Annotated in this window: 18 protein-coding genes and 1 other RNA gene; 9 read left to right on the top strand and 10 right to left on the bottom strand. The window is 69.1% G+C overall.

The annotated features are described in order from the left end of the window. Positions 1–16 precede the first annotated feature (16 nt). From AA0Y20_RS09360 to sucB, 3 genes are all read left to right on the top strand, one after another. Complete coding sequence (locus tag AA0Y20_RS09360) at positions 17–1483, top strand: leucyl aminopeptidase (protein ID WP_412938957.1); 1467 nt, start codon at positions 17–19, stop codon at positions 1481–1483. Continuing rightward, a complete protein-coding gene (lpdA, locus tag AA0Y20_RS09355) occupies positions 1480–2850 on the top strand; it encodes a dihydrolipoyl dehydrogenase (protein WP_412938955.1) in 1371 nt (456 codons plus the stop codon). Before AA0Y20_RS09360 ends, lpdA begins: the two co-directional genes overlap by 4 nt. A gap of 64 nt (positions 2851–2914) precedes the next feature. Beyond that, the gene (gene sucB, locus AA0Y20_RS09350; RefSeq protein WP_412938953.1) at positions 2915–4627 is read left to right on the top strand and encodes a 2-oxoglutarate dehydrogenase, E2 component, dihydrolipoamide succinyltransferase; all 1713 of its coding nucleotides are present in this window, start codon (positions 2915–2917) and stop codon (positions 4625–4627) included. Between the two features lie 17 nt (positions 4628–4644). Here sucB and AA0Y20_RS09345 read toward each other — a convergent pair whose 3' ends face one another. After that, a complete protein-coding gene (locus AA0Y20_RS09345; RefSeq protein WP_412938951.1) occupies positions 4645–5946 on the bottom strand; it encodes a hypothetical protein in 1302 nt (433 codons plus the stop codon). A gap of 120 nt (positions 5947–6066) precedes the next feature. On the opposite strand from AA0Y20_RS09345, the gene AA0Y20_RS09340 reads away from it, so the two are divergent. Continuing rightward, positions 6067–6777: a DUF4191 domain-containing protein gene (locus AA0Y20_RS09340; RefSeq protein ID WP_412938950.1), complete on the top strand. Its 711-nt coding sequence runs from the start codon at positions 6067–6069 to the stop codon at positions 6775–6777. Between the two features lie 26 nt (positions 6778–6803). On the opposite strand, the gene AA0Y20_RS09335 is transcribed toward AA0Y20_RS09340, so the two are convergent. After that, positions 6804–7238: an RDD family protein gene (locus AA0Y20_RS09335; protein WP_412938948.1), complete on the bottom strand. Its 435-nt coding sequence runs from the start codon at positions 7236–7238 to the stop codon at positions 6804–6806. A gap of 133 nt (positions 7239–7371) precedes the next feature. On the opposite strand from AA0Y20_RS09335, the gene glnA (AA0Y20_RS09330) reads away from it, so the two are divergent. After that, the gene (gene glnA, locus AA0Y20_RS09330) at positions 7372–8796 is read left to right on the top strand and encodes a type I glutamate--ammonia ligase (protein ID WP_412938946.1); all 1425 of its coding nucleotides are present in this window, start codon (positions 7372–7374) and stop codon (positions 8794–8796) included. 128 nt (positions 8797–8924) lie between these two features. Next, positions 8925–9317, top strand: coding sequence for an NAD(+)--rifampin ADP-ribosyltransferase (gene arr, locus AA0Y20_RS09325; RefSeq protein WP_412939734.1), 393 nt, complete (start codon positions 8925–8927; stop codon positions 9315–9317). A 6-nt stretch (positions 9318–9323) separates the two neighbouring features. Here the strand turns inward: arr and AA0Y20_RS09320 are convergent, their stop codons facing one another. Then, positions 9324–9995, bottom strand: coding sequence for an esterase/lipase family protein (locus AA0Y20_RS09320; RefSeq protein ID WP_412938944.1), 672 nt, complete (start codon positions 9993–9995; stop codon positions 9324–9326). Further along, the gene (locus AA0Y20_RS09315) at positions 9992–10792 is read right to left on the bottom strand and encodes an alpha/beta fold hydrolase (protein ID WP_412939733.1); all 801 of its coding nucleotides are present in this window, start codon (positions 10790–10792) and stop codon (positions 9992–9994) included. The genes AA0Y20_RS09320 and AA0Y20_RS09315 overlap by 4 nt, the downstream gene beginning before the upstream one ends. A 98-nt stretch (positions 10793–10890) precedes the next feature. Here AA0Y20_RS09315 and AA0Y20_RS09310 point away from each other — a divergent pair, with 98 nt between their 5' ends. Next, positions 10891–11043, top strand: coding sequence for a hypothetical protein (locus tag AA0Y20_RS09310; RefSeq protein ID WP_412938942.1), 153 nt, complete (start codon positions 10891–10893; stop codon positions 11041–11043). Positions 11044–11512: 469 nt separating this feature from the next. On the opposite strand, the gene AA0Y20_RS09305 is transcribed toward AA0Y20_RS09310, so the two are convergent. From AA0Y20_RS09305 to AA0Y20_RS09290, 4 genes are read right to left on the bottom strand one after another with little or no spacing between them, the layout of a single operon-like run. After that, complete coding sequence (locus AA0Y20_RS09305; RefSeq protein ID WP_412938941.1) at positions 11513–12409, bottom strand: DUF808 domain-containing protein; 897 nt, start codon at positions 12407–12409, stop codon at positions 11513–11515. An 8-nt stretch (positions 12410–12417) separates the two neighbouring features. Continuing rightward, positions 12418–15408: a bifunctional [glutamine synthetase] adenylyltransferase/[glutamine synthetase]-adenylyl-L-tyrosine phosphorylase gene (locus AA0Y20_RS09300; RefSeq protein WP_412938939.1), complete on the bottom strand. Its 2991-nt coding sequence runs from the start codon at positions 15406–15408 to the stop codon at positions 12418–12420. A 4-nt stretch (positions 15409–15412) separates the two neighbouring features. Then, positions 15413–16750 (bottom strand): type I glutamate--ammonia ligase, encoded by a 1338-nt coding sequence (glnA, locus tag AA0Y20_RS09295; protein WP_412938937.1) that lies wholly within the window; start codon positions 16748–16750, stop codon positions 15413–15415. A 33-nt stretch (positions 16751–16783) separates the two neighbouring features. After that, positions 16784–17005, bottom strand: a complete 222-nt coding sequence (locus tag AA0Y20_RS09290; RefSeq protein ID WP_412938935.1) for an SPOR domain-containing protein — start codon at positions 17003–17005, stop codon at positions 16784–16786. A 78-nt stretch (positions 17006–17083) separates the two neighbouring features. Here AA0Y20_RS09290 and ppgK point away from each other — a divergent pair, with 78 nt between their 5' ends. Both ppgK and AA0Y20_RS09280 read left to right on the top strand, forming a co-directional pair. Further along, positions 17084–17908 (top strand): polyphosphate--glucose phosphotransferase, encoded by an 825-nt coding sequence (gene ppgK / locus AA0Y20_RS09285; protein ID WP_412938933.1) that lies wholly within the window; start codon positions 17084–17086, stop codon positions 17906–17908. Between the two features lie 146 nt (positions 17909–18054). Next, complete coding sequence (locus tag AA0Y20_RS09280; RefSeq protein WP_412938931.1) at positions 18055–18978, top strand: phosphatase PAP2 family protein; 924 nt, start codon at positions 18055–18057, stop codon at positions 18976–18978. Positions 18979–19212: 234 nt separating this feature from the next. Here AA0Y20_RS09280 and rnpB read toward each other — a convergent pair. After that, positions 19213–19571, bottom strand: an RNA gene (gene rnpB, locus AA0Y20_RS09275) — RNase P RNA component class A. A 42-nt stretch (positions 19572–19613) separates the two neighbouring features. Beyond that, positions 19614–21302: a bifunctional 3'-5' exonuclease/DNA polymerase gene (locus AA0Y20_RS09270; protein WP_412938930.1), complete on the bottom strand. Its 1689-nt coding sequence runs from the start codon at positions 21300–21302 to the stop codon at positions 19614–19616.

The raw sequence follows: 21302 nt of genomic DNA, 5'->3' as shown, positions 1-21302 counted from the left end.
AACCTAGGATGGGACCATGCCGTTCCCCGAGATCGCGCACAGCAGCGCGCCCGTCACCGATTCCGACGCCGACGCACTGGTCCTCGCTCTCCCACCGCTCGACGAGCAGGCCGACCTGTCCGACTGGCCTGGTATCGCCGAGATGCTGGCTGCCGTCGGATTCACCGGTGCACGCGGGTCGGTCCACCGTGTGGCGCTTCCCGCCGTGTCGTCGACGCCCATCGTGGTCGTCGGAACGGGCGCGGACCCCGACGGTCATGCGCTTCGCGAGGCCGTCGGCACCGCGGTCCGTGTGACCACCGGCTTCGCCTCCCTCTCCGTCGCAGCTCCGCTCGCTACCGCTGATTCCTGGGGAGCTCTCGCCGAGGGCGCCGCGATCGGCGGGTACAGCTTCGCGGGGTACAAGAGCGGCACGCCCAAATCGCGGGCGGCACACGTCACGGTGCACTCGTCGGCCGCGCCGTCCGCGGACGACCTCGCCGGCGTCAACGCGGTCGGACGGGCGCTCGCGCTCGTGAAGGACCTGGTCAGCACCCCCGCCGAGTGGCTGTCGCCCGCCGACCTCGCGGAGCGCGCGGTCGAGGCGGTCGCGGGACTGCCCGTCGATGTCGACGTCCTCGACGAGGCGGAGCTCGAGCGACAGGGCTTCGGCGGCGTGCTCGGCGTCGGGCAGGGGTCGGACCGGCCGCCGCGCGTCGTGCGAGTGGACTACTCCCCCGCCGACGCCACGCGTCACGTCGCGCTGGTCGGCAAGGGCATCACGTTCGACACCGGCGGCCTCTCGCTGAAGCCCCCGGCGAGCATGGTCGGGATGAAGTACGACATGGCGGGCGCCGCAACCGTCCTGGCGGTCGTCCAGGCGGCCGCCGCGCTCGCGCTTCCGGTGCGGGTCTCGGCCTGGCTGTGCGTGGCCGACAACATGCCGTCGGGACGGGCGACGCGTCCGGGCGATGTGCTCCGGATGCTGGACGGGACGACCGTGGAGGTCTTGAACACCGACGCGGAAGGGCGTCTCGTCCTGGCGGACGGCATCGTCGCCGCCAGCCGCACGCGACCCGACGCGATCGTCGACGTGGCCACCCTCACGGGCGCGATCATCGTCGCCCTGGGCAACCGCCACACCGGCGTGATGGGAGACGACGAGGCCGTCGCCGAGTACCTCTCGGCGGCCGAGCGCGCGGGCGAAGCCGCGTGGCAGCTGCCACTGCCGGCTCATATGGAGGACGAGCTCGACTCCCCCATCGCCGACATGCAGAACGCGAAGATCGGTGATCCCGCCGGGGGCTCGCTCTTCGCCGGGCTGTTCCTGCAGCGCTTCGTCGGCCGCACCGGCGACGAAGAGGACGCTCCCCGCATCCCGTGGATCCACCTCGACATCGCGGGTTCGGGAACGACGAAGGCAGCCTTCGGCAGTACCGACAAGGGACCGACGGCAGCCACTGTGCGCTCGCTGGTGGAGTACCTGCGGGGCGCGCAGCGATGACCGATCACAGCGTCGACCTCGTCGTGCTCGGCGGCGGGAGCGGTGGATACGCGACCGCGCTGCGCGCCGCAGAACTCGGATCGTCGGTCGTGATCATCGAGAAGGACAAGCTCGGAGGGACCTGCCTCCACCGCGGCTGCGTCCCCACGAAGGCTCTTCTCCACTCGGCAGAGGTCGCCGACCACGTCCGGGGCTCGGAGCACGTCGGCGTTCGCGCCGTGTTCGACGGCATCGACGTCGCAGGCGTCCACGCTTACCGCGAGGGCATCGTCGCCAAGAAGCACAAGGGTCTCGAGAGCCTGATCGCGGCGCGGAAGATCACCGTCGTCCACGGCGAAGGCAAGCTCGAAGCGGACGGCGGCGTGACCGTCGGCGACGATCGCTACCGCGGCACCGACGTCGTGTTGGCGACCGGCTCCTTCAGCCGGTCGTTGCCCGGACTCGAGCTCGACGACCGGATCATCACGAGCGAGGGCGCTCTCGCCCTCCCGGCCGTGCCCCGGCATGCCGTCATCCTCGGCGGCGGCGTCATCGGCGTCGAGTTCGCGAGCATCTGGCGCTCGTTCGGGGCGGACGTGACGATCGTCGAGGCGCTCGACCGCCTGCTGCCCACTGAGGATGCCGCGATGAGCAGAACGCTCGAGCGAGCATTCCGCAAGCGCGGCATCGCCGCACGCACGGGGGTGCGGTTCAGCGGCGCCGAGTCGCGACCGGACGGCGTGCGTGTGTCGCTCGAGGACGGCACCGTCCTCGACGCCGACGTCCTCCTGGTCGCCGTCGGACGAGGTCCGGCGACGACGGGGCTCGGGCTCGAGGATGCCGGTGTCGAGCTCGATCGCGGCTTCGTCCGCGTCGACGACCGGCTGCGGACGACGCGAGATCGCGTGTGGGCCGTCGGTGACATCGTGCCCGGACTGCAGCTCGCGCATCGCAGCTTCCAGCAGGGCATCTTCGTCGCGGAGGAGATCGCGGGCCTGCGCCCCACCGTCGTGCCCGACAGCCTCGTGCCCCGCGTGACCTACAGCAGCCCCGAGGTCGCCTCCGTCGGGCTGACCGAGGCGCAGGCGCGCGCCGAGCACGGCGACGCGATCGTCGTCCGGGAGTACAACCTGGCCGGAAACGCCAAGAGCGAGATCCTCGGCACTGCGGGACTCGTCAAGGTCGTTCGGCGTCTCGACGGCCCCATTCTCGGAGTGCATCTCGCCGGCGATCGCGTCGGCGAGCTCATCACCGAAGGCCAACTCGCAGTGGGCTGGGAAGCCCATCCCGAGGACATCGCACCATTCATCCACGCCCATCCGACCCAGAGCGAAGCTCTCGGAGAAGCATTCCTGGCGCTGGCGGGCAAACCGCTCCATGCGCTCTGACCGGTCGACCGATGCAGATCAGTAAGCTAGAAGTACATCGGCATTTCTTGAAGGAGACAGATTCATGAGCACTTCCGTGGTCCTCCCCGCGCTCGGAGAGAGCGTCACCGAGGGAACGGTGACCCGCTGGCTCAAGAAGGTCGGTGACACCATCCAGGAAGACGAGGGTCTTCTCGAGATCTCCACCGACAAGGTGGACACCGAGATTCCGTCGCCCGTGAGCGGCGTCATCGAAGAGATCCTCGTCCAGGAGGACGAGACCGTCGAGGTCGGCGCCATCCTGGCGAAGATCGGCGACGGGTCGGGCACCCCTTCCAGCGATGCCCCGACTGAGCAGGCTCCGGCGGAAGAAGCCGCCGCCCCCGCACAGGAGGCCCCGGCCGCCGAGGCTCCGGCAGAACCCGCGCCGCAGCAGTCGGCTCCCGCGCCGGCCGCTTCCGGCGACGCCAAGGACGTCGTGCTCCCCGAGCTCGGCGAGAGCGTGACCGAGGGCACCGTCACCCGCTGGCTCAAGCAGGTCGGCGACGATGTCGCCGTCGACGAGCCGCTCCTCGAGATCTCCACCGACAAGGTCGACACCGAGATCCCCGCGCCCTTCGCTGGCACCCTGGTCGAGATCCTCGTCCAGGAGGACGAGACCGTCGAGGTGGGCTCCGCGCTCGCACGCATCGGTTCGGGTGCTCCGGCGCCCGCCGCCGAGGCACCCGCGGCCCCTGAGCCGGCCGCCACCCCCGAGCCCGAAGCCGAAAAGCCCGCCGAGGCACCCGCCCCGCAGGCAGCGCCCGCGCCGCAGGCAGCTCCTGCTCCGGCGCCCGCTCAGCAGTCCGCTCCGGCTGCGGAAGCGGCACCCGCCTCCGACAACGACGGCGTCACCTACGTGACCCCGCTCGTGCGCCGTCTCGCTCAGCAGCAGGGCGTCGACCTGTCTTCGGTGACGGGCAGCGGCGTCGGCGGCCGCATCCGCAAGGAGGACGTCCTGAAGGCTGCGGAGGCCGCATCGGCCAAGCCCGCCGCCGCATCCGCAGAGGCTCCCGCCGCCCCCGCGCAGGTCGAGGTCTCGGAGCTGCGCGGCACGCGTGCGCCGATGTCGCGACTGCGCAAGGTGCTCGCGAAGCGCGCCGTCGAGTCGATGCAGCAGACCGCTCAGCTGACGACCGTCGTCGAGGTGGACGTCACCAAGCTGTCGGCGTTCCGCGACAAGGTGAAGGTCGACTTCAACGAGAAGACCGGGGCGAAGCTGTCGTTCCTCCCCTTCTTCGCCCTCGCGGCCGCTGAAGCACTCCAGACCTTCCCGATCGTGAACTCGACGGTCGACGGCGAAGAGATCGTCTACCCGGCCACCGAGAACATCTCGATCGCGGTCGACACCGAGCGCGGACTCCTCACGCCCGTGCTTCGCGACGCCGGGTCGAAGAACCTCGCACAGATCGCGCAGGACATCGCCGACCTCGCGGCGCGTACGCGCGACAACAAGCTGAAGCCCGACGAGCTGGCAGGCGGCACGTTCACGATCACGAACACCGGTTCGCGTGGCGCGCTCTTCGACACCCCTGTGGTGTTCCTGCCGCAGTCGGCGATCCTCGGCACCGGAATTGTCTACAAGCGCCCCGGCGTCGTGACGGTGGACGGCAAGGAAGCGATCTCGGTTCGCTCGTACGTGTACCTCGCGCTCTCGTACGACCACCGCACCATCGATGGCGCCGACGCGGCGCGCTTCCTGAGCGCCATGAAGGCACGCCTCGAGGGCGCCCAGTTCGAGGGGAACCTCGGCTACTGATCGGCTGAGCCACCCCATCACGGCTGGTCCGCGACGTCGTATACGTCGCGGACCAGCCGTTTGTCGTGGTGGGAGACGACGACCACGACCTGCGACGGCAGCTGCCCGGACGGATCGTCGACGCGCATCACTTCGACTCCGCCCAGGTCGTCGAGCAGGTGTACCGCGCGCGGTGCGTCCGCGGTCGCGATGCCGTCCGGCAGGTCGGCATCCGGTCGTTCGAGGATCGTGGCGCGGCATGCCGTGTCGGCCGCGCGCCAGCAGTCCGCGAGGTCGTCGACGAGCCGTGAGGCGGGATCCGCAGGCGGGGTATGGTCGCTGCTGGGCGGCAGCGCTGACTCATCTCCCGTCGGGCCGGCGCCCGTCGCGCTCGGCTCGGGCGATGCGAGACCGATCGAGTGCGACGCTTCCGGGACGGACGGGCGGATGCCGTCCGCTCCGGCCGGCAGCGAGAGTCCGACGACGAGTGTCACGGCCACCGTTCCCAGCGCGACCCACACCGTCCGCCGCCGAGCGGGGCTCGCCTCATCTCCCCCGCCCTGCTCTCGCCGCCACCGCGCCAACGGCTCCACCGCCCGGAGCAGCATCTCGCGCGCTCCGGTGATCGCGAGCGTCACACGCCTCATGACGTCCGCGTCGACGAGGCCCGCGGCCGCGCTCCGCGCCACCGCGAGACCACCGTCGAGCGGGTCGCCCCCGTCGTTCCGCTCGGAGGGCGGGCTCGGCGCACCCAGCGGTCGCCCGATCACGAAGGGTTCCGCCGACGCCAGGGCGAACAGTTCGTCCTCCAGTCCGGGAGCCGCGAACGGCAGGGTGACCCGGTCCGTCATCGCGTCTGCGAGTCGAGTCCGTATCCCGGGGTCCAGCACCGCGTCGGGGATGCGATCGAGCACCGCCTGCGACGACGGCCCCCACCCCCGTGTACCGACGGGCACGAGCACGGGGCGCCCCTCGGTCGTCGACCACCACTGCCCGTCGCCCCAACCCGAACGGGCGGCGTCCACCGCGCCGCGCAGGACGCTGATCCCGAGCGTCACCGCCTGGCCTCTCGTGAGATCGAAAGGGCTCTCGCCGCCGCACAGGCGAGCGCTGAGCAACGGGAGCATCACGACGGTCTGGTCAGCGATCCGGTCCACGTCCTCGGGTGCGAGAAGATGACCACCGGTGTCCGCAGACCACAGCTGGGGCGTCACATCGGCTGCCGCCACACGGTACGTCCCGCCGCCGGGTCCCGGCAGGATCTCACCCGGGAACGGCGCCTCGGGCGGCGCTACCCGCCTCAGCGGGATGGGGACATCGACAGCGGGCGCGCTTTCCATCGGCTCAGTGTCGCGTCAGCTCGCCGCGCTCTCGCCGGCTTCGCGTCGATGTGTGCACGGTGCGTGTCCGACCACGGTTGTGCAGGCGGAACGACGTGGCCGAAAAGGTAGGCTGTGAGCATGTCGTCCCGCAGCACCGCACCCGAGAAGCGCCCCGGATTCTTCTCCCAGCTCCGCTCCCTCTTCACCTTCACGAAGGAGTACTACAGCTGGCTGCCGTGGCTGCTCATCGGAATCGTCGTCGTCGGCATCGGCCTGGGGGTCCTGGTGGGCTTCCTCATCCCGCCGGGCGCGATCTGGAGCGTCATCCTGTGGGGCGTCACCGGCCTGCTCTTCGGCATCCTCGGCGCCATGATCACCATGACGCGACTGGCCACGCGGGCCATGTACAAGCGCATCGACGGGATGCCGGGCGCGACAGGACACATCATCTCGACCAACCTGGGCCGCAAGTGGCAGGCCTCTGAGATGCCCGTCGGCGTCAACCCGAAGACGCAGGAGGCCGTCTACCGCGCCGTCGGACGCGGCGGCGTCGTCATCATCGGCGAGGGCACCCGCGGGCGTCTGACGCGACTCATCAACGACGAGCGCGGCAAGGTCAAGCGCGTCGCTTCGGGTGTGCCGATCCACGTCCTCTACGTCGGTCACGGCGAGGACGAGGTTCCCATCGCCAAGCTCGCCCCGACGATCAAGGCTCTGCCGAAGGCGATCGACCGCACCACGATGGCGGCGGTCATCAAGCGCATCGAGTCGGTCTCGCAGTCGGTGACGTCGCTGCCGATTCCCAAGGGTGTCGACCCGATGAAGGCCCGCGCGCAGCGACCCCGGTAGGCAACGGCCCGCACGGACCGACCGCGTCAGGCGCGGACGAGGATCGTGCCCGCGGCCTTGTCGTGGAGTCCCCGCTGATCGGGATCGAACACGACGGCGGGGATCACGAGGACGAGGAGCAGCGTCCGGACGATCGGACGCCAGAGGCCCGTCCAACCTCCGTGGAGCAGCTCGAGCCGCAGCCCGACGATGCGATGACCGGGGCTCCCCCCGATGAGCGGGATGAAGATGACCTGGAGCGCGGCGAAGACCGTGATCGGCGCGAACTGGGTCACCCCCGCCTCCCCCGGCAGTGCGAACTGGTCGAAGCCGAGGAACGCGGTCGCGAGGAGAGTCGCGGCGGCATAGTCGATCACGAGCGCGGCCAGGCGTCGCCCGAGGCGCCCCACGCTGCCGGGGCCCTGCTCGGGACGCCCCAACCGCTCGCCGGGATACGTGTTCTCGCGCAGGGGTTCGGGCACCTCTCCAGCCTAAACGGGGCCGGCCGCGTAACATCCCGGAAACATCCGAGATACTGCCGGGCAACTGGATGCCGATAGGTTCGAAGAGGTCTGGATGACTCCAGGCTGTTCCTCACCCGATCTTGGAGACTCCATGTTCAAAGATTCTTCCGAGGTGCTCAAGTTCATCCAGGACGAGGACGTCAAGTTCCTCGACATCCGTTTCACGGACCTTCCTGGCGTGCAGCAGCACTTCAACATCCCGGCCTCGACCGTCGACGAGGAGTTCTTCACGGTCGGCCAGCTGTTCGACGGCTCGTCGATCCGCGGCTTCGCGAACATCCACGAGTCGGACATGCAGCTGATCCCGGACGTATCGACGGCATACGTCGACCCGTTCCGCGAGGCGAAGACGCTGATCATGGTCTTCGACATCTACAACCCGCGCAACGGCGAGATCTACGCGAAGGACCCGCGTCAGGTCGCCAAGAAGGCCGAGAAGTACCTCGCTTCCACCGGCATCGCCGACACCGCGTTCTTCGCCCCCGAGGCGGAGTTCTACATCTTCGACGACGTCCGCTACGAGGTGAAGCAGAACTCGAGCTTCTACTCCGTCGACTCCGAAGAAGGCGCCTGGAACACGGGCCGCGTCGAAGAGGGCGGCAACCTCGCCAACAAGACGGCCTACAAGGGCGGCTACTTCCCCGTCTCGCCGGTCGACAAGACGGCCGACCTGCGCGACGACATCTCGCTCAAGCTCATCGAGTCGGGCCTCGTGCTCGAGCGTGCCCACCACGAGGTCGGCACCGGTGGACAGCAGGAGATCAACTACCGTTTCGACACCATGGTGCACTCGGCGGACGACATCCTGAAGTTCAAGTACATCGTCAAGAACACCGCAGAGCTCTGGGGCAAGGTCGCGACCTTCATGCCCAAGCCCCTCTTCGGTGACAACGGCTCGGGCATGCACACCCACCAGTCGCTGTGGCTGAACGGCGAGCCCCTCTTCTACGACGAGAAGGGCTACGGCGGGCTCTCCGACATCGCACGCTGGTACATCGGCGGTCTCCTGAAGCACGCTGCCGCGGTGCTCGCGTTCACGAACCCGACGCTCAACTCGTACAAGCGTCTGGTCAAGGGCTACGAGGCTCCGGTCAACCTGGTCTACTCGGCCGGTAACCGTTCGGCGGCCATCCGCATCCCGATCACGGGCACCAACCCGAAGGCCAAGCGCATCGAGTTCCGCGCCCCCGACGCTTCGGGCAACCCGTACCTCGCGTTCGCCGCGCAGATGATGGCCGGCCTCGACGGCATCAAGAACCGCATCGAGCCGCACGAGCCCGTCGACAAGGACCTCTACGAGCTGCCGCCCGAGGAGGCCAAGAACATCCCGCAGGTTCCGAACTCGCTGCTCGACTCCCTCGAGGCGCTGCGCAACGACCACGAGTTCCTGCTGGCCGGCGGCGTGTTCACGCCCGAGCTGATCGAGACCTGGATCGAGTACAAGATCGAGAACGAGATCCAGCCGATCAACGCCCGTCCTCACCCCTACGAGTACGAGCTGTACTTCGGCGTCTGACGCTTCACCCGACGACGGAGCCCCGTCGCCCGCTCTCCACGAGCCGGGCGACGGGGCTCCGTCGTTCGCGGGTGCGCTTGCATCGTCGACACCTCGGGAGCCATCCTGATCGGGTGAATCTCACCGACATGCCCGGGCCGTTCTTCCACGGCACGAAGGCATTGCTCCGCGCCGGAGATCTGCTCACCCCCGGCTTTCCGTCGAACTACCGCCCGGAGATCACGATGAACCACGTGTACTTCACGGCTGTGAAAGACGGCGCCGGTCTCGCGGCCGAGATCGCGCCCGTTCCGGGCGAGCCCCACGTCTATGTCGTCGAACCCACCGGCGAGTTCGAGGACGACCCGAACGTCACCGACAAGAAGTTCCCTGGCAACCCCACGCAGTCGTATCGCTCCGCCGCTCCCCTGCGCGTCGTGTCCGAGGTCACCGACTGGACGCGGCTATCGGCCGAGGCGCTGCAGACATGGCGGGAGCGCATCGACCGCATGGCATCCGAGCGCGCCGAGATCATCAACTGACGCGCCTCACTCCGCTAGGCGCACGACCTCCGCGATGACCCGCGGGTGCGCGAGGATGCGGAAATGCCCCCCGGTCTCCAGTCGGACGTTGCGCGCGCCGTCGAGCTCGCTTCCTCCAGGAATGTGAGGGTCGAACTCGCCGTAGACCGACACGATGCGCGCGTTGGGTGCGACTTCGCGCGCCAGCGCCACGATCCCGGGCGCGCTCGGCGAGAACGCTCGCAGTGTCGGCACGAGCATGAGCCGGCCGTAGACCGACCCGGCGAACGGACTCGCGACGGCGACCATCCCCCGGACACGACCGCCGACGGCGACGTCCACCATGACCTGCTTGCCGACGAGCCCGCCCTTGCTGTGCGCGACGATCACGACGTCGTCGAGGTCATGCTGCTCCACGTACTCCGTGACGTGCCGCGCGGCACGCGGCACGGGCCATCGGTTCCGGCCCAGCGCGGCGATCACGTGAACGGGATGTCCGCGGTCGTGGAGCTCGGTGATGAGCGGCTGCAGGAATCGCCACGTCTCGTAGACGCCGGGGAGCACCACGATGGGCGTGCCGTCTCCCGACTGGAAATTGCTGGGATCTGTCCGCGAGAAGAAAGCGCGAACCTGCCAGACGACGGCGTAGGCGTAGTCTGCGATCCACCACGAGGCATTCCTCAGCGGACGAAACGTCACGGGCTCTCCCTCGGGTCAGTCGCGGTTGCGGCCACGGCGAGGATGCCGCGGGCGACGGGTGCAGCGGCCGTGCGCTCGACGTGGTGGCCTCGTCCCGGAACGACGAGCACACGGCTCTGGGCCGTTCGGTTTGCGAGGCGCTGCACCCACGCGGCGCCGGCGATCGGGTCACGTCCACCGCGCACGATGAGCGTCGGCACCGTCAGCCCGGCAAGGCGCTCCTCGATGGGATAGGCGAGCATGTGCCGCACCTGTGCGAAGAACCAGCGGGGGCCGGTGCGGAAGTAGTCGAGCGTGACGCGGACGTTCACCCGGGGCGGCTCGAGCAGTCCATCCCGGGCCAGGGCCACGGCCTGCGCGGGAAGCGTGCGGTGGTGATCATCGACGACCGGCCCGATCAGGCCGAGCCCTCGGACCAGATCCGGATGCCGCGACGCCGTCTCCACCGCCCACTGGGCTCCCATCGAGTGCCCGACGATCACGGCCGGTCGGCCGACGGCGCGACGGAGCAGCTCAGCGAGCGCGTCGGCCATCGCCGCTACCGACACGTTTCGGTCAGCCGCCGGCAGGCCGGCGAAGCCGGGCAGATCGACGCTGTGCACGGATGCGCTCCGCGCGAGCAGGGGGTGCAGCCGAAGGAACGAGCGGTGCGACATCCCTACTCCGTGAAGAAGCACGACCGCTGAGAGCGACGCCGCTGCGGGCGAGCTCCAGACACGGAACTCCAGCCCGTCGACAGAGAAGCGACGCTGCGACCAATCGACACGAGCCGCCCGGCGCAGCGTCGCGGTCGTCATCACCCCGTCAGGCTATGAGACGCACCGGCCGTGAGCAGGCGGCTTGACTTCGAGTCAACCACCGTGACCGGATGCCGTCGCCGCGGTGGACTGCTGTCATGACCGATGCATCCCGTGACCAGCAGCCCATCGCCGACCCCGCCGCGCAGGACAGCGATCGCGATGACACCTCGATCGTGCCAGACCTCGACGCCGACCCCGTCGAGGCGGAGCAGGACCGAATTCGCGACGCCGAGCACGGCGAGCACTGACGCTCAATCGTGCAGGCCGGGTGCGATCCCCGTTCATCAGGAGGATGGGATGAGCACCGACGGCCAATAACACAATCTGAGAATCACGACAAGAGATCGCCCCTCCGGATCAGCATCACAGGAGGGGCGATCTCTTTCTTCTTTTCGGCCTGACCATCTCGACGCTCACCTGAAGCCGCTCCAGAGCCGGGAAGCGGCCGTCTATCAGCTGCGCGCGTGAGACCGACCGGAAGAAACGGGATCGGTCACAGACGGTACCAGGGGATGCCGCCGCCCCCACTGCGGCCGATCATCCACGCCGTGATGATGTCAGAAACACTCATGATTCCTCCTGATCAGTCGATGTCATTCCGTGGCGAACACGTTATCGAATTGAGGGCGGGAGGTCTACCCTTTTATTCTGTTGAATTCAGCGAGAGCGTGGCCGAAATTGCGAGTTCACGGTGATGAGCGAGGCCGAGGCCGCCGCTCAGTGAGCGCCGCCGGGGACGTCGGCTCCACCGCCACGCACGCGCCGGATCACCGTGATCACACCGACGATCACGAGCCCGACGAGCAGCCCGGCGATGGCCGAGACAGCGGTCTCGCCGATCCAGACGATCACGCCGCCCGCCGCTTCGAGCAGGTGCTCCACCCCGTGCAGCAGGTCGAGTGTGAAGGCGACGCCCACCTCGCCCAGGTTCGCGAGCACGAGGTGTCCACCGACCCAGAGCATCGCGACGGTTCCGACGACGCTGATGACGCGGAACACGGCAGGCATGGAGCGCACGATCCGCATTCCGGTGTGCCGCACCCGTGACGACGGGTTCTTGGCCATTCGCAGTCCGATGTCGTCGATCTTCACCAGCAGCGCGACCGCCCCATAGACGACACCCGTCATCAACAGAGCGATGACCGCGAGTACGGCGAGTGTCTGCCAGATACCCATCCCGTCGTCGAGGTTCGAGAGCGAGATCAACATGATCTCCGCCGACAGGATGAGGTCGGTGCGCACGGCGCCGAGGACGAGCTTCTTCTCGTCACGAGGGCCGTCATCGTCCGCTCCGTGGTGCACCCCGAACCACTCGAGAACCTTCTCGGCTCCCTCGTAGCAGAGGAACATGCCGCCCAGGATCAGGAGGAAGGGCAGCACGGCCGGCGCGAAAGCGGTCAGCAGCAGCGCCACGGGGATGATGATGAGGAACTTGTTCGCGATGGAGCCGAGCGCGATCTTCGCCACGACGGGAAGCTCGCGGGCGGGCGTGATGCCCTGGACGTACTGCGGTGTGACGGCAGCATCGTCGATCACGACACCCGCAGACTTCGCGGAGGCACGCAGAGCAGCGCTCAGGATGTCGTCGACGACAGCCAGCAGTCCAACCGACATGTTTCCCCTTAGCCGTAGAAGAGTTTTTCGAACACGCGGCGGGCTTGACGCGCGGCGCGCATCCAATCCTCCTCTACGACGGTGGCCGATCGTGCCGGATACTCCAGCAAACGACCGATTCCATCCAGCCGGCCACGATCGGTCGGGAGCACATCGCTCGTCTGACCCGACAGAAGCGTGTTCGCCGAACGCAACCGGCTGGCCAGCCGCCACGCGGCAGCGAGCTTCTCCGCGGCATCCTTGGGAACGAGATCGGCGGCCACTGCTGCGTCGAGAGCTCCGATGGTCGAGGTCGTCCGCAGGCCCGGCACGTGATGCGCGTGCTCGAGCTGGATGAGCTGCACGAGCCATTCGACGTCGCTCAGCCCGCCGGGACCGAGCTTGAGGTGCCGAGAGCGGTCTTGCCCCTGCGGCAGTCGCTCGCTCTCGACCCGGGCTTTGATGCGCCGGATCTCGCGAAGGCCCTGCGGATCGGGTGCCACCGGGTAGCGCAGATCGTCGGCGAGGGCGAGGAACCGGGTGATGAGCGTCACGCTGCCGGCGACGCCCCGGGCGCGCAGCAGCGCCTGCGCCTCCCACGACAACGACCAGCGACGGTAGTACTCGGCGTACGACTCCAGGGATCTGACGAGGGGGCCGTTTCGCCCCTCGGGCCGCAGCCCGGCATCGAGATCGAGGGGCAGCCGATGGTCCTCCGAGTAACGCCGCACCCCCTGCACGAGCTGGAGGGCGAGTTCCTGGGCCCGCTGCGCGGGCACACCGTTCGCGTCGTACACGTAGATGATGTCGGCATCGGACCCGAACCCGAGCTCGGCGCCACCGAATCGACCCATCGCGATGACCGAGAAATCGAGGCGCTCGTCCTCGGGCGGGACCACCTCGCGCCGCACCGCACGGAGAGTGGCTTGGATCGTGACCTCGGTGATCGTGGTGAGGCCCTCGGCGAGCTCCTCGATCGACAGCTCGCCGACCACGGCCGCCATCGCCAGTCGAAGCAGTTCGCGCCGACGGAGTGCCCGCACTGCCGACATCGCGTCGTCGATGGACGCGTGTCGGGTCTGGATCGCGCGCGCCTCCTCCTGGAGCACGAAGCCGGGGCGCGGCCGAAGCTGATCGGGCGAGTCGAGCCAGGCGATCGATTCGGGGATCCACTCCATGAGCTCGCCGACGTAGCGCGACCCCGACAGCAGACGGGTCAAGCTCTCGGCGGCACCCGACGAATCGCGCAGCATCCGGAGGAACCACGGCGTGTTCCCGAGCCGCTCGCTGATGCGCCGGAACGCCAGCAAGCCGTAGTCGGGATCCACGCCGTCGGCGAACCAGCGGATCATCACCGGCATGAGGTGGCGCTGGATGACGGCCTTGCGACTGAGTCCGCTGGTCAGCGCGCCGATGTGACGCAGGGCTCCGGCCGGATCGCGGAACCCGATCGCGGCGAGACGCGCCTTCGCCGCCTCGGGCGAGAGCGTGTGCTCGTCGGCCGGAAGAGCGGCGACGGCGGAGAGCAGCGGCCGATAGAACAGCCGCACGTGGATCTCGCGCACTTCGCGCTTGATCTCCTCCCATACCGAGACCACCCGGTCTCCCCCGTCACCGAGGCGCGACGAGCGGGCCAGGGTGCGCAACGCCGCTCCGTCCTCGGGCATGAGGTGAGTGCGACGGAGCTCGCGGAGCTGCAGCCTGTGCTCCATGACGCGGAGCCGCCGGTAGTCGAGAGCGAAGCGCGACGCATCCTCGCGTCCGATGTACCCCTCCGAGACCAGGGCATCGAGGGCGTCGAGAGTGGAGCGCTCTCGGACTCGTTCGTCCGACGCGCCGTGCACGAGCTGGAGCAGTTGAACCGTGAACTCGACGTCGCGGATGCCGCCGGGCCCGAGCTTGAGCTGCCGCGCCACCTCACCGGGCGGGATGTGGTCCGTCACCCGTTCGCGCATCTTCTGCACGCTCTCGACGAAGTTCTCTCGAGCCGCGCTCGCCCACACCATCGGCTGGACGGCATCGACGTACTGCTCCCCCAGCTCCTCATCGCCGGCGAGGGGGCGCGCTTTGAGCAGGGCCTGGAACTCCCAGCTCTTCGCCCACCGGTCGTAGTACGCGACGTGCGAATCGAGCGTGCGCACGAGGGCGCCCTGCTTCCCCTCCGGGCGCAGGTTGGGATCGACCTCCCACAGCGGCGGCTCGACCTCGACCTCCGAGATGCCACGCATCGTCTGGATCGCGAGCCTCGTCGCGATCTCGACGGCCTGCGACTCCGGCACGGCCTCGTCGTCGGCCGACCCGCCGACGAAGATCACGTCGACGTCGCTGACGTAGTTCAGCTCCCGCGCGCCGGACTTGCCCATGCCGATGATGGCCAGACGGGTCGCGGCGACCGCGTCGCGCTCGAACCGGCCCGCCCCGGGGACGCCCGCGACGAGTCTGCTGCGCGCGACGGCGAGAGACGCCTCGAGCGCTGCACCGGCGGCGTCTGCGAGCGCGGCGGCGACCGCGTGCAGGATGAGCGCCGGATCGGACGCCGCGAGGTCGAACCGGGCGATCCGCGCCAGCATCCGCCGGTAGCGCACCCGGAGCGCGACCCAGGCGTCGTCGCCAGCGGATGCCGCGAAGCCGCCCTCCGCGCCGACCGCCTCCAGCATCTGCGTGCTCAGCTCGTCGCGGGTCGGCAGGCCGTCACCGTCGGACGCCAGATCGGTGAGCTCCGCGGGATGACGCAGATAGAAGTCGGCCAGGCCGCGCGAGGCACCCAACACCGACCACACCGAGAGGGGACGACGTCGTAACGACTCCCGCACGACCGAGGCGTCTCGACGGGCGATCCTCAGCAATGCCGACACCGCGGCGTCGGGGTCAGCCGCCGCCTCCGCCGAGGCGATCAGTTCGTCCCGCTCGGTCCCGATCAGTTCGGCGAGCTCAGCGAGATCCGCGTCGGCTCGCCCGAGATCATCGAACCCCGCCCGGGCCAGCCCCGTCAGCCCGGTCGAACGAGGTGACCGGCTCATGACCTCAGAGCATCTCCAGGTTGCTCTTGAGCTCGAACGGCGTCACCTGTGCGCGATAGTTCTGCCACTCGCGACGCTTGTTGAGCAGGACGTAGTTGAAGACCTGCTCGCCGAGCGTCTCGGCGACGAGCTCGGACTCCTCCATGTACTCGAGAGCGTGGTCGAGGCTCGCGGGCAGCGGCGCGTATCCGAGGGCGCGACGCTCGGAGTCGGTGAGCGACCACACGTTGTCCTCGGCTTCGGCGGGCAGCTCATAGCCTTCTTCGATGCCCTTGAGACCCGCGGCCAGCAGCAGCGCATACGCCAGGTACGGGTTCGCAGCCGAGTCCAGCGCTCGGTACTCGACACGCGACGACTGGCTCTTGTTGGGCTTGTACATGGGCACCCGCACGAGGGCCGAGCGGTTGTTGTGGCCCCACGTGATGAAGCTCGGGGCCTCGTCGCCGCCCCACAGGCGCTTGTACGAGTTGACGAACTGGTTGGTGACCGCCGAGATCTCGTTCGCGTGGCGCAGAAGACCGGCGATGAACTGCCGGCCGGTCTGCGAGAGCTGGTACTGCGCGCCCTCTTCGTAGAACGCATTCACGTCGCCCTCGAACAGCGACATGTGGGTGTGCATGCCGCTACCCGGGTGGCCGCTGAGGGGCTTGGGCATGAAGGTCGCGTACACGCCCTGCTCGATCGCCACCTCCTTGATGACGGTACGGAAGGTCATGATGTTGTCGGCCGTCGCGAGGGCGTCGGCGTAGCGCAGATCGATCTCGTTCTGGCCCGGGCCGCCCTCGTGGTGGCTGTACTCGACGGAGATGCCGAGGTCTTCCAGCATCCGCACCGAGCGACGGCGGAAGTCATGAGCGGTACCGCCCGGGACGTTGTCGAAGTACCCCGCGGAGTCCACCGGCTCCGGCCCGTCGGGCCCGTACGACGACGACTTCAGGAGGTAGAACTCGATCTCGGGGTGCGTGTAGAACGTGAACCCGGCATCGGCTGCCTTCGCGAGGGAGCGCTTGAGCACGTTGCGGGGATCCGCGACCGCAGGCTGCCCGTCGGGAGTCGTGATGTCGCAGAACATCCGAGCCGTGGGGTCGATCTCACCGCGCCAGGGCAGGAGCTGGAATGTGGTCGGATCGGGGTGGGCGAGCAAGTCGGACTCGTAGCTGCGCGTGAGTCCCTCGATCGCCGAGCCGTCGAATCCGAGCCCCTCCGCGAAGGCACCCTCGACCTCGGCCGGGGCGATCGCCACCGACTTGAGTGTGCCGATCACATCGGTGAACCAGAGCCGCACGAACTTGACGCCGCGCTCCTCGATCGTTCGCAGTACGAAGTCCCGCTGCTTGTCCATCGCGTCCTCTCCGAGACAGGGTCGGATCCCAGACTACTGGCGGCGAGCGCCCTCCGACGGCGGCGTGCCCCAGTCGTCCTCCTGAGCCTCGTCCTCGCGCCACGCCTGCGACCGCTGAGCCATGATCTGCGGAGCCCGCGCCGCCTCCTCCGCCGACGCGAAGGGGCCCGCGCGATCGGCGCCCGGCGACTGCTTGCCGCGCTCGACCTCGTGCGTCGTGAGGTTGTACCAGTACTCGCCGTCACTCTCGGGCATGGTTGCTCCAGACTGCGCCTGCGGTGGCGCTCAGCCCGAGCCTAATCCGCCCCGTCGGCGCTCGATAGGCTGGGCCCCATGAGTGCGAGTGCGACGCGGGCCGTCGGAGTGGACATCGGCGGAACCGGGATCAAGGGAGCCGTCGTCGATCTGTCGACCGGAGAGCTCTTGACCGACCGCATCAAGGTCGCCACGCCCAAGGGCGCTGAGCCCGAGGACGTCCTGGACGCCGTCAAGGTCGTGCTCGACCGCCTCGAAGTGACCGACGCGGGTGACGTTCCGCTCGGCGTGGCTTTCCCCGCCATCGTGAAGAACGGCCGCACCCTCTCGGCCGCCAACGTCGCCGACACCTGGATCGACTTCGAGGCCGAGACCTTCTTCGAGGAGGGCCTCGGCCGTCAGATCCACTTCGCGAACGACGCCGATGTGGCCGGGGTCGCCGAGCTGCGATACGGCGCCGCGCGCGGCCAGGACGGGCTCGTCATCCTCACCACGCTCGGCACCGGCATCGGTTCGGCGATGATCTACAACGGCGTCCTGATCCCGAACTCCGAGCTCGGTCATGTTCACCGCGCGAAGCACGGCAAGGATGCCGAGGCGTGGGCCGCGTACTCCGCGATGGAGCGCGACGAGCTCGACTGGCCCGAGTGGGCCGAACGGCTGCAGTGGTACTACAGCCACATCGAGTTCCTCTTCTCCCCCGACCTGTTCGTCGTGGGCGGCGGAGTGTCGAAGCACGCTGACAAGTTCCTCCCGCTGCTCGACCTGAAGACGCCGATCGTCCCGGCCGTGCACCGCAACAACGCCGGCATCATCGGCGCCGCGGCCCTCGCACTCGCGGGCGAACACCCCGGCGTCCTCGACGAGACGACGGAAGACCTCGCCGGCACAACCGCCCACTGACGCCCCCCCCCCGCTTCGACATCGGGCGCAGTTTCGCGTGTCAGGCGCACTCGCAGCAGCGCCTGATGCGCGAAACTGCGCCCCATGTGGGCCGAGCGGCGGTCGACGTGCTCCCCGGCGAAACGCGTGCCACCTAGGCTGGCAGGATGCATGAATCTCGCGCCCGCTTCTCGGTGCGGGCACGGATGATCATGACGGGCCTCATCGCGGTGACCCTCTTCTTCGTCCTGTACCTCTTCTTCAACCTGACGGCTGCCGGGCAGTCGTTGGAGAACGGGTGGGCATGGAAGTACGAGGTCTTCGACACTGTGGGCTACTGGCTCAACCAGAATGATCTTCCGCCACTCTCGTACGACCGGGCCACGATCGTGGTGGGGACCCTCCTCGCCGTCGTCATCGCAGCAGCGAGACGACACGGCCGCACAGCCCTCTGGGTTGCGGTGGCGACCCCTGGAGCGGTACTGGGATCTGAAGGGTTCAAGTCGGTCTTCGGTCGTCCCCTGCTCGTCGATTCGCGTGACGATGCAGTCAGCTATCCGAGCGGCCACGCTGTCGTCGTCCTCGCCGTAGCTGCCGCCCTGCTCATCGTGGTTCCGCGGGCCTGGAAGCGGTGGGTCGCCCCTGTGCTCGGGGTCTGGATGGCGCTGGCCACCTCGGCGATCATCGTGATTGGAAACCACCGCCCGAGCGAGATCATCGGTGCCGCGCTGCTCACGATCGCCGTCTTCACGCTGACGGGAGCCGTTGTGCACCTTCGGAGTCCCCGTCAGCCGCTGTCGTCGCGCGCGCGCCGACCAGCGCCGACCGGTGAACGTGCCGGAGACCCGGCCCGCCGAGCCTGGCTGCTCGCCGGCATGGTCGCCGTGATCACTGTTGCCGGCATCATCGCGGCATGGGGTGCGCTGCCCTGGGTGACGGCCATCGACGGCGTGACGGGAGCGGCAGCATCGCTGCTCATCCTCCGCGTGATCCTCGTCGTCCGGTCGTGGGTCGCTGATCTTCAGCAACCCGGACCGGGCAACGTGGATCAGAGGATCTCGGGGATGATGACCGCGAGCACTGGCTCCTAGCGGCCGAAGATCCGACGCCCCGCCCCGCGCCTCCGTCGTCGGTCCGACGCAATGAAGGTACGTGGTGCGTGCCGTGCACGATAGCCCCGTTCCGGGGCGACATGACGACCTGCAACGGTGAGAGGTCGCTCCCGGCACCGGGGCTCACGTTTGGGGGATGCGTCCCGGCGCCGGGAGCGACACCGGCCACCGGCGGGGCCCGCGCTGTGACGGGTGCGCGGGCGCGATCAGGGGCGAATGGGCCGGCCTGTACGCCGGGTTCTGTCCGGGGGCGTGAGCCCCGTAGACGGCCATCTCTCTCGGCGACACGTTGCCGTGCCGCTCCAGCGGTCTACCCGGGGACTCGGCGGACCGCGTCAACATCCCCTGTCTGACCTTGCTCCGGACGAGGTTTACCGTGCGGGCCGTGTCACCACGACCCCGGTGGTCTCTTACACCACCCTTTCACCCTTACCGGCGCGGACGCCGGCGGTCTGCTTTCTGTGGCACTGTCTCGCGGATCACTCCGGGTGGGCGTTACCCACCGTCCTGTCCTGTGGAGCCCGGACGTTCCTCGGTGCGGTTGCCCGCCACGCGACCGTCCAGCCGACCCATTCGCCCGTCGAGTCTACCGGCGGGCTCGCCCTCGGCCGTCGTCATCCCTTGTCGGCGGATGCCGCGATGCGCACGTCCAGGAGGAAATCGAGGGGGAACGAGCCGAAAAGCAGCCTTCCCGCCGCGTCGGCCGCATCGCGAACGGCTGCTGCCGCCGCCTCGGCCTGCTCGACCGGCGTGTGCACGATGATCTCGTCGTGGAGGAAGAACGCGAGGTGGGCCCGCCCCGTCACGGGGTGGTCTCCGACGCTCGGAAAGGTCGCGAGACGCTGCCGGAGGTCCGCGAGCCACGCGAGCGCCCACTCCGCCGCGGTCCCCTGGACGACGAAGTTGCGCGTGAAGCGACCGCGCTCGCGCGCCCGTGACCGCGCGAGCGTCTTGATGGCATCGGATGCCTCGGGCTCGGCGGCATCCGCGTGGAGGTCTCGCCACCCGGCTGACGGTGACGGACTCGTGCGCCCGAGCAGCGTGCGCACCGAACCGCCCTCCTCACCCACGCGCGCCGCGTCGTCCACGAGCGCCATCGCGCGAGGGTAGGCACGTCGCAGCGACGGGACCAGGCGACCGCTGTCTCCCGTCGTCGCCCCGTACATCGCGCCGAGGAGGGCCATCTTCGCCTCTTGCCGAGAGGGGACGGTACCGCGGGCGACGATGCCTTCGTACAGGTCCCGTCCCCGAGCGGCATCGGCGAGGGCGAGGTCGCCTGACATCGCGGCGAGGATGCGGGGCTCCAGCTGCGCGACGTCCGCCACCACCAGCTGCCACCCCGGATCGGCCCGCACCGCGGGGCGCAGCATCCGGGGAAGCTGAAGGGCTCCCCCGCCCGACGACGCCCAGCGGCCCGTGACCACGCCGCCCGGGACGTAGACCGGCCGGAACCGGTCGGTCGGGATCCACTCGTCCATCCACGCCCAGCCGTTCGCGCTCAGCAGTCGCGTCGCGCGCTTGTACGCCAGGAGCGGCTCGATGACGGGATGCTCGTGACGTTGCAGCTCCCACTTGCTCGTCGACTCCACGAGCACGCCGACCCGGTGCAGAGAGCGCAGCAGGCGCGGTTGCGAGTCGAGGCTCGCGGTCGGGTCGTCGAGCACCGCACGCACCCGGTCGGCCAGGTCGCGCACACGGCGCGGAAGCTCCCCCGGTCTCGGCCGGGGGCCGAGAGCATCGGCCAGGATCGCGTCGTGCACCTCTCGACTCCAGGGGACGCCGGCGACGTGCAGCTCGACGGCGACGAGGGCTCCGGCGGACTCCGCCGCGGTCAGGAGGCGCAGGCGGCCGGGATCGGTCGCGCTCGCCATCGCGCGGAGCTGCCGAGAGAACTCCGCAAGCGTCGCGTCGAGGTCATGCGGGAGAGCGTCGGCCGCCGGTTCGAGCGCGAACAGAACGTCGCGTTCGGTGGCCGGGTCGTCCGGCGCGGCATCCCACACCGAAGCGGCACGCAGGTCGGCGGGATCTGTCACGAGGGAGCTCTCGCGCAGGATCGCGTGGCACAGGCGCAGGTCATGGCATCGTGCCACCCGGACGCCGGCGGCGAGGATGCCGTGGTACCAGGCCGTCGTGTCGGACCAGATCCACCGCGCGTCGGGATCGGCCGCGATCTCCCCCGCCAGCTCGCTGGCGGCCAGACGACCGCGTTCGACGACCGCGCCGGCGGCATCCACGACGGCGATGTCGACGTCGCCGTCACCGCGGCGCCCGACCGCGCGCCAGCGGGCGCGCAACGACGTCAT

Origin of the sequence: Microbacterium pratiae, from assembly GCF_047302165.1 — a bacterium.
GTDB lineage: Bacteria > Actinomycetota > Actinomycetes > Actinomycetales > Microbacteriaceae > Microbacterium.
Note: the sequence above shows the minus strand (reverse complement) of the source record. Positions and strands in the feature narration are given on the sequence as shown.

Bases quoted from the DNA above. Each gene is read 5' to 3' on its own strand.
- AA0Y20_RS09360 (WP_412938957.1), top strand. From the start codon at position 17: ATGCCGTTCCCCGAGATCGCGCACAGCAGCGCGCCCGTCACCGATTCC.
- lpdA (WP_412938955.1), top strand. From the start codon at position 1,480: ATGACCGATCACAGCGTCGACCTCGTCGTGCTCGGCGGCGGGAGCGGT.
- sucB (WP_412938953.1), top strand. From the start codon at position 2,915: ATGAGCACTTCCGTGGTCCTCCCCGCGCTCGGAGAGAGCGTCACCGAG.
- AA0Y20_RS09345 (WP_412938951.1), bottom strand. From the start codon at position 5,946: ATGGAAAGCGCGCCCGCTGTCGATGTCCCCATCCCGCTGAGGCGGGTA.
- AA0Y20_RS09340 (WP_412938950.1), top strand. From the start codon at position 6,067: ATGTCGTCCCGCAGCACCGCACCCGAGAAGCGCCCCGGATTCTTCTCC.
- glnA (WP_412938946.1), top strand. From the start codon at position 7,372: ATGTTCAAAGATTCTTCCGAGGTGCTCAAGTTCATCCAGGACGAGGAC.
- arr (WP_412939734.1), top strand. From the start codon at position 8,925: ATGCCCGGGCCGTTCTTCCACGGCACGAAGGCATTGCTCCGCGCCGGA.
- AA0Y20_RS09315 (WP_412939733.1), bottom strand. From the start codon at position 10,792: ATGACGACCGCGACGCTGCGCCGGGCGGCTCGTGTCGATTGGTCGCAG.
- AA0Y20_RS09310 (WP_412938942.1), top strand. From the start codon at position 10,891: ATGACCGATGCATCCCGTGACCAGCAGCCCATCGCCGACCCCGCCGCG.
- AA0Y20_RS09305 (WP_412938941.1), bottom strand. From the start codon at position 12,409: ATGTCGGTTGGACTGCTGGCTGTCGTCGACGACATCCTGAGCGCTGCT.
- AA0Y20_RS09300 (WP_412938939.1), bottom strand. From the start codon at position 15,408: ATGAGCCGGTCACCTCGTTCGACCGGGCTGACGGGGCTGGCCCGGGCG.
- glnA (WP_412938937.1), bottom strand. From the start codon at position 16,750: ATGGACAAGCAGCGGGACTTCGTACTGCGAACGATCGAGGAGCGCGGC.
- AA0Y20_RS09290 (WP_412938935.1), bottom strand. From the start codon at position 17,005: ATGCCCGAGAGTGACGGCGAGTACTGGTACAACCTCACGACGCACGAG.
- ppgK (WP_412938933.1), top strand. From the start codon at position 17,084: ATGAGTGCGAGTGCGACGCGGGCCGTCGGAGTGGACATCGGCGGAACC.
- AA0Y20_RS09280 (WP_412938931.1), top strand. From the start codon at position 18,055: ATGCATGAATCTCGCGCCCGCTTCTCGGTGCGGGCACGGATGATCATG.
- AA0Y20_RS09270 (WP_412938930.1), bottom strand. From the start codon at position 21,302: ATGACGTCGTTGCGCGCCCGCTGGCGCGCGGTCGGGCGCCGCGGTGAC.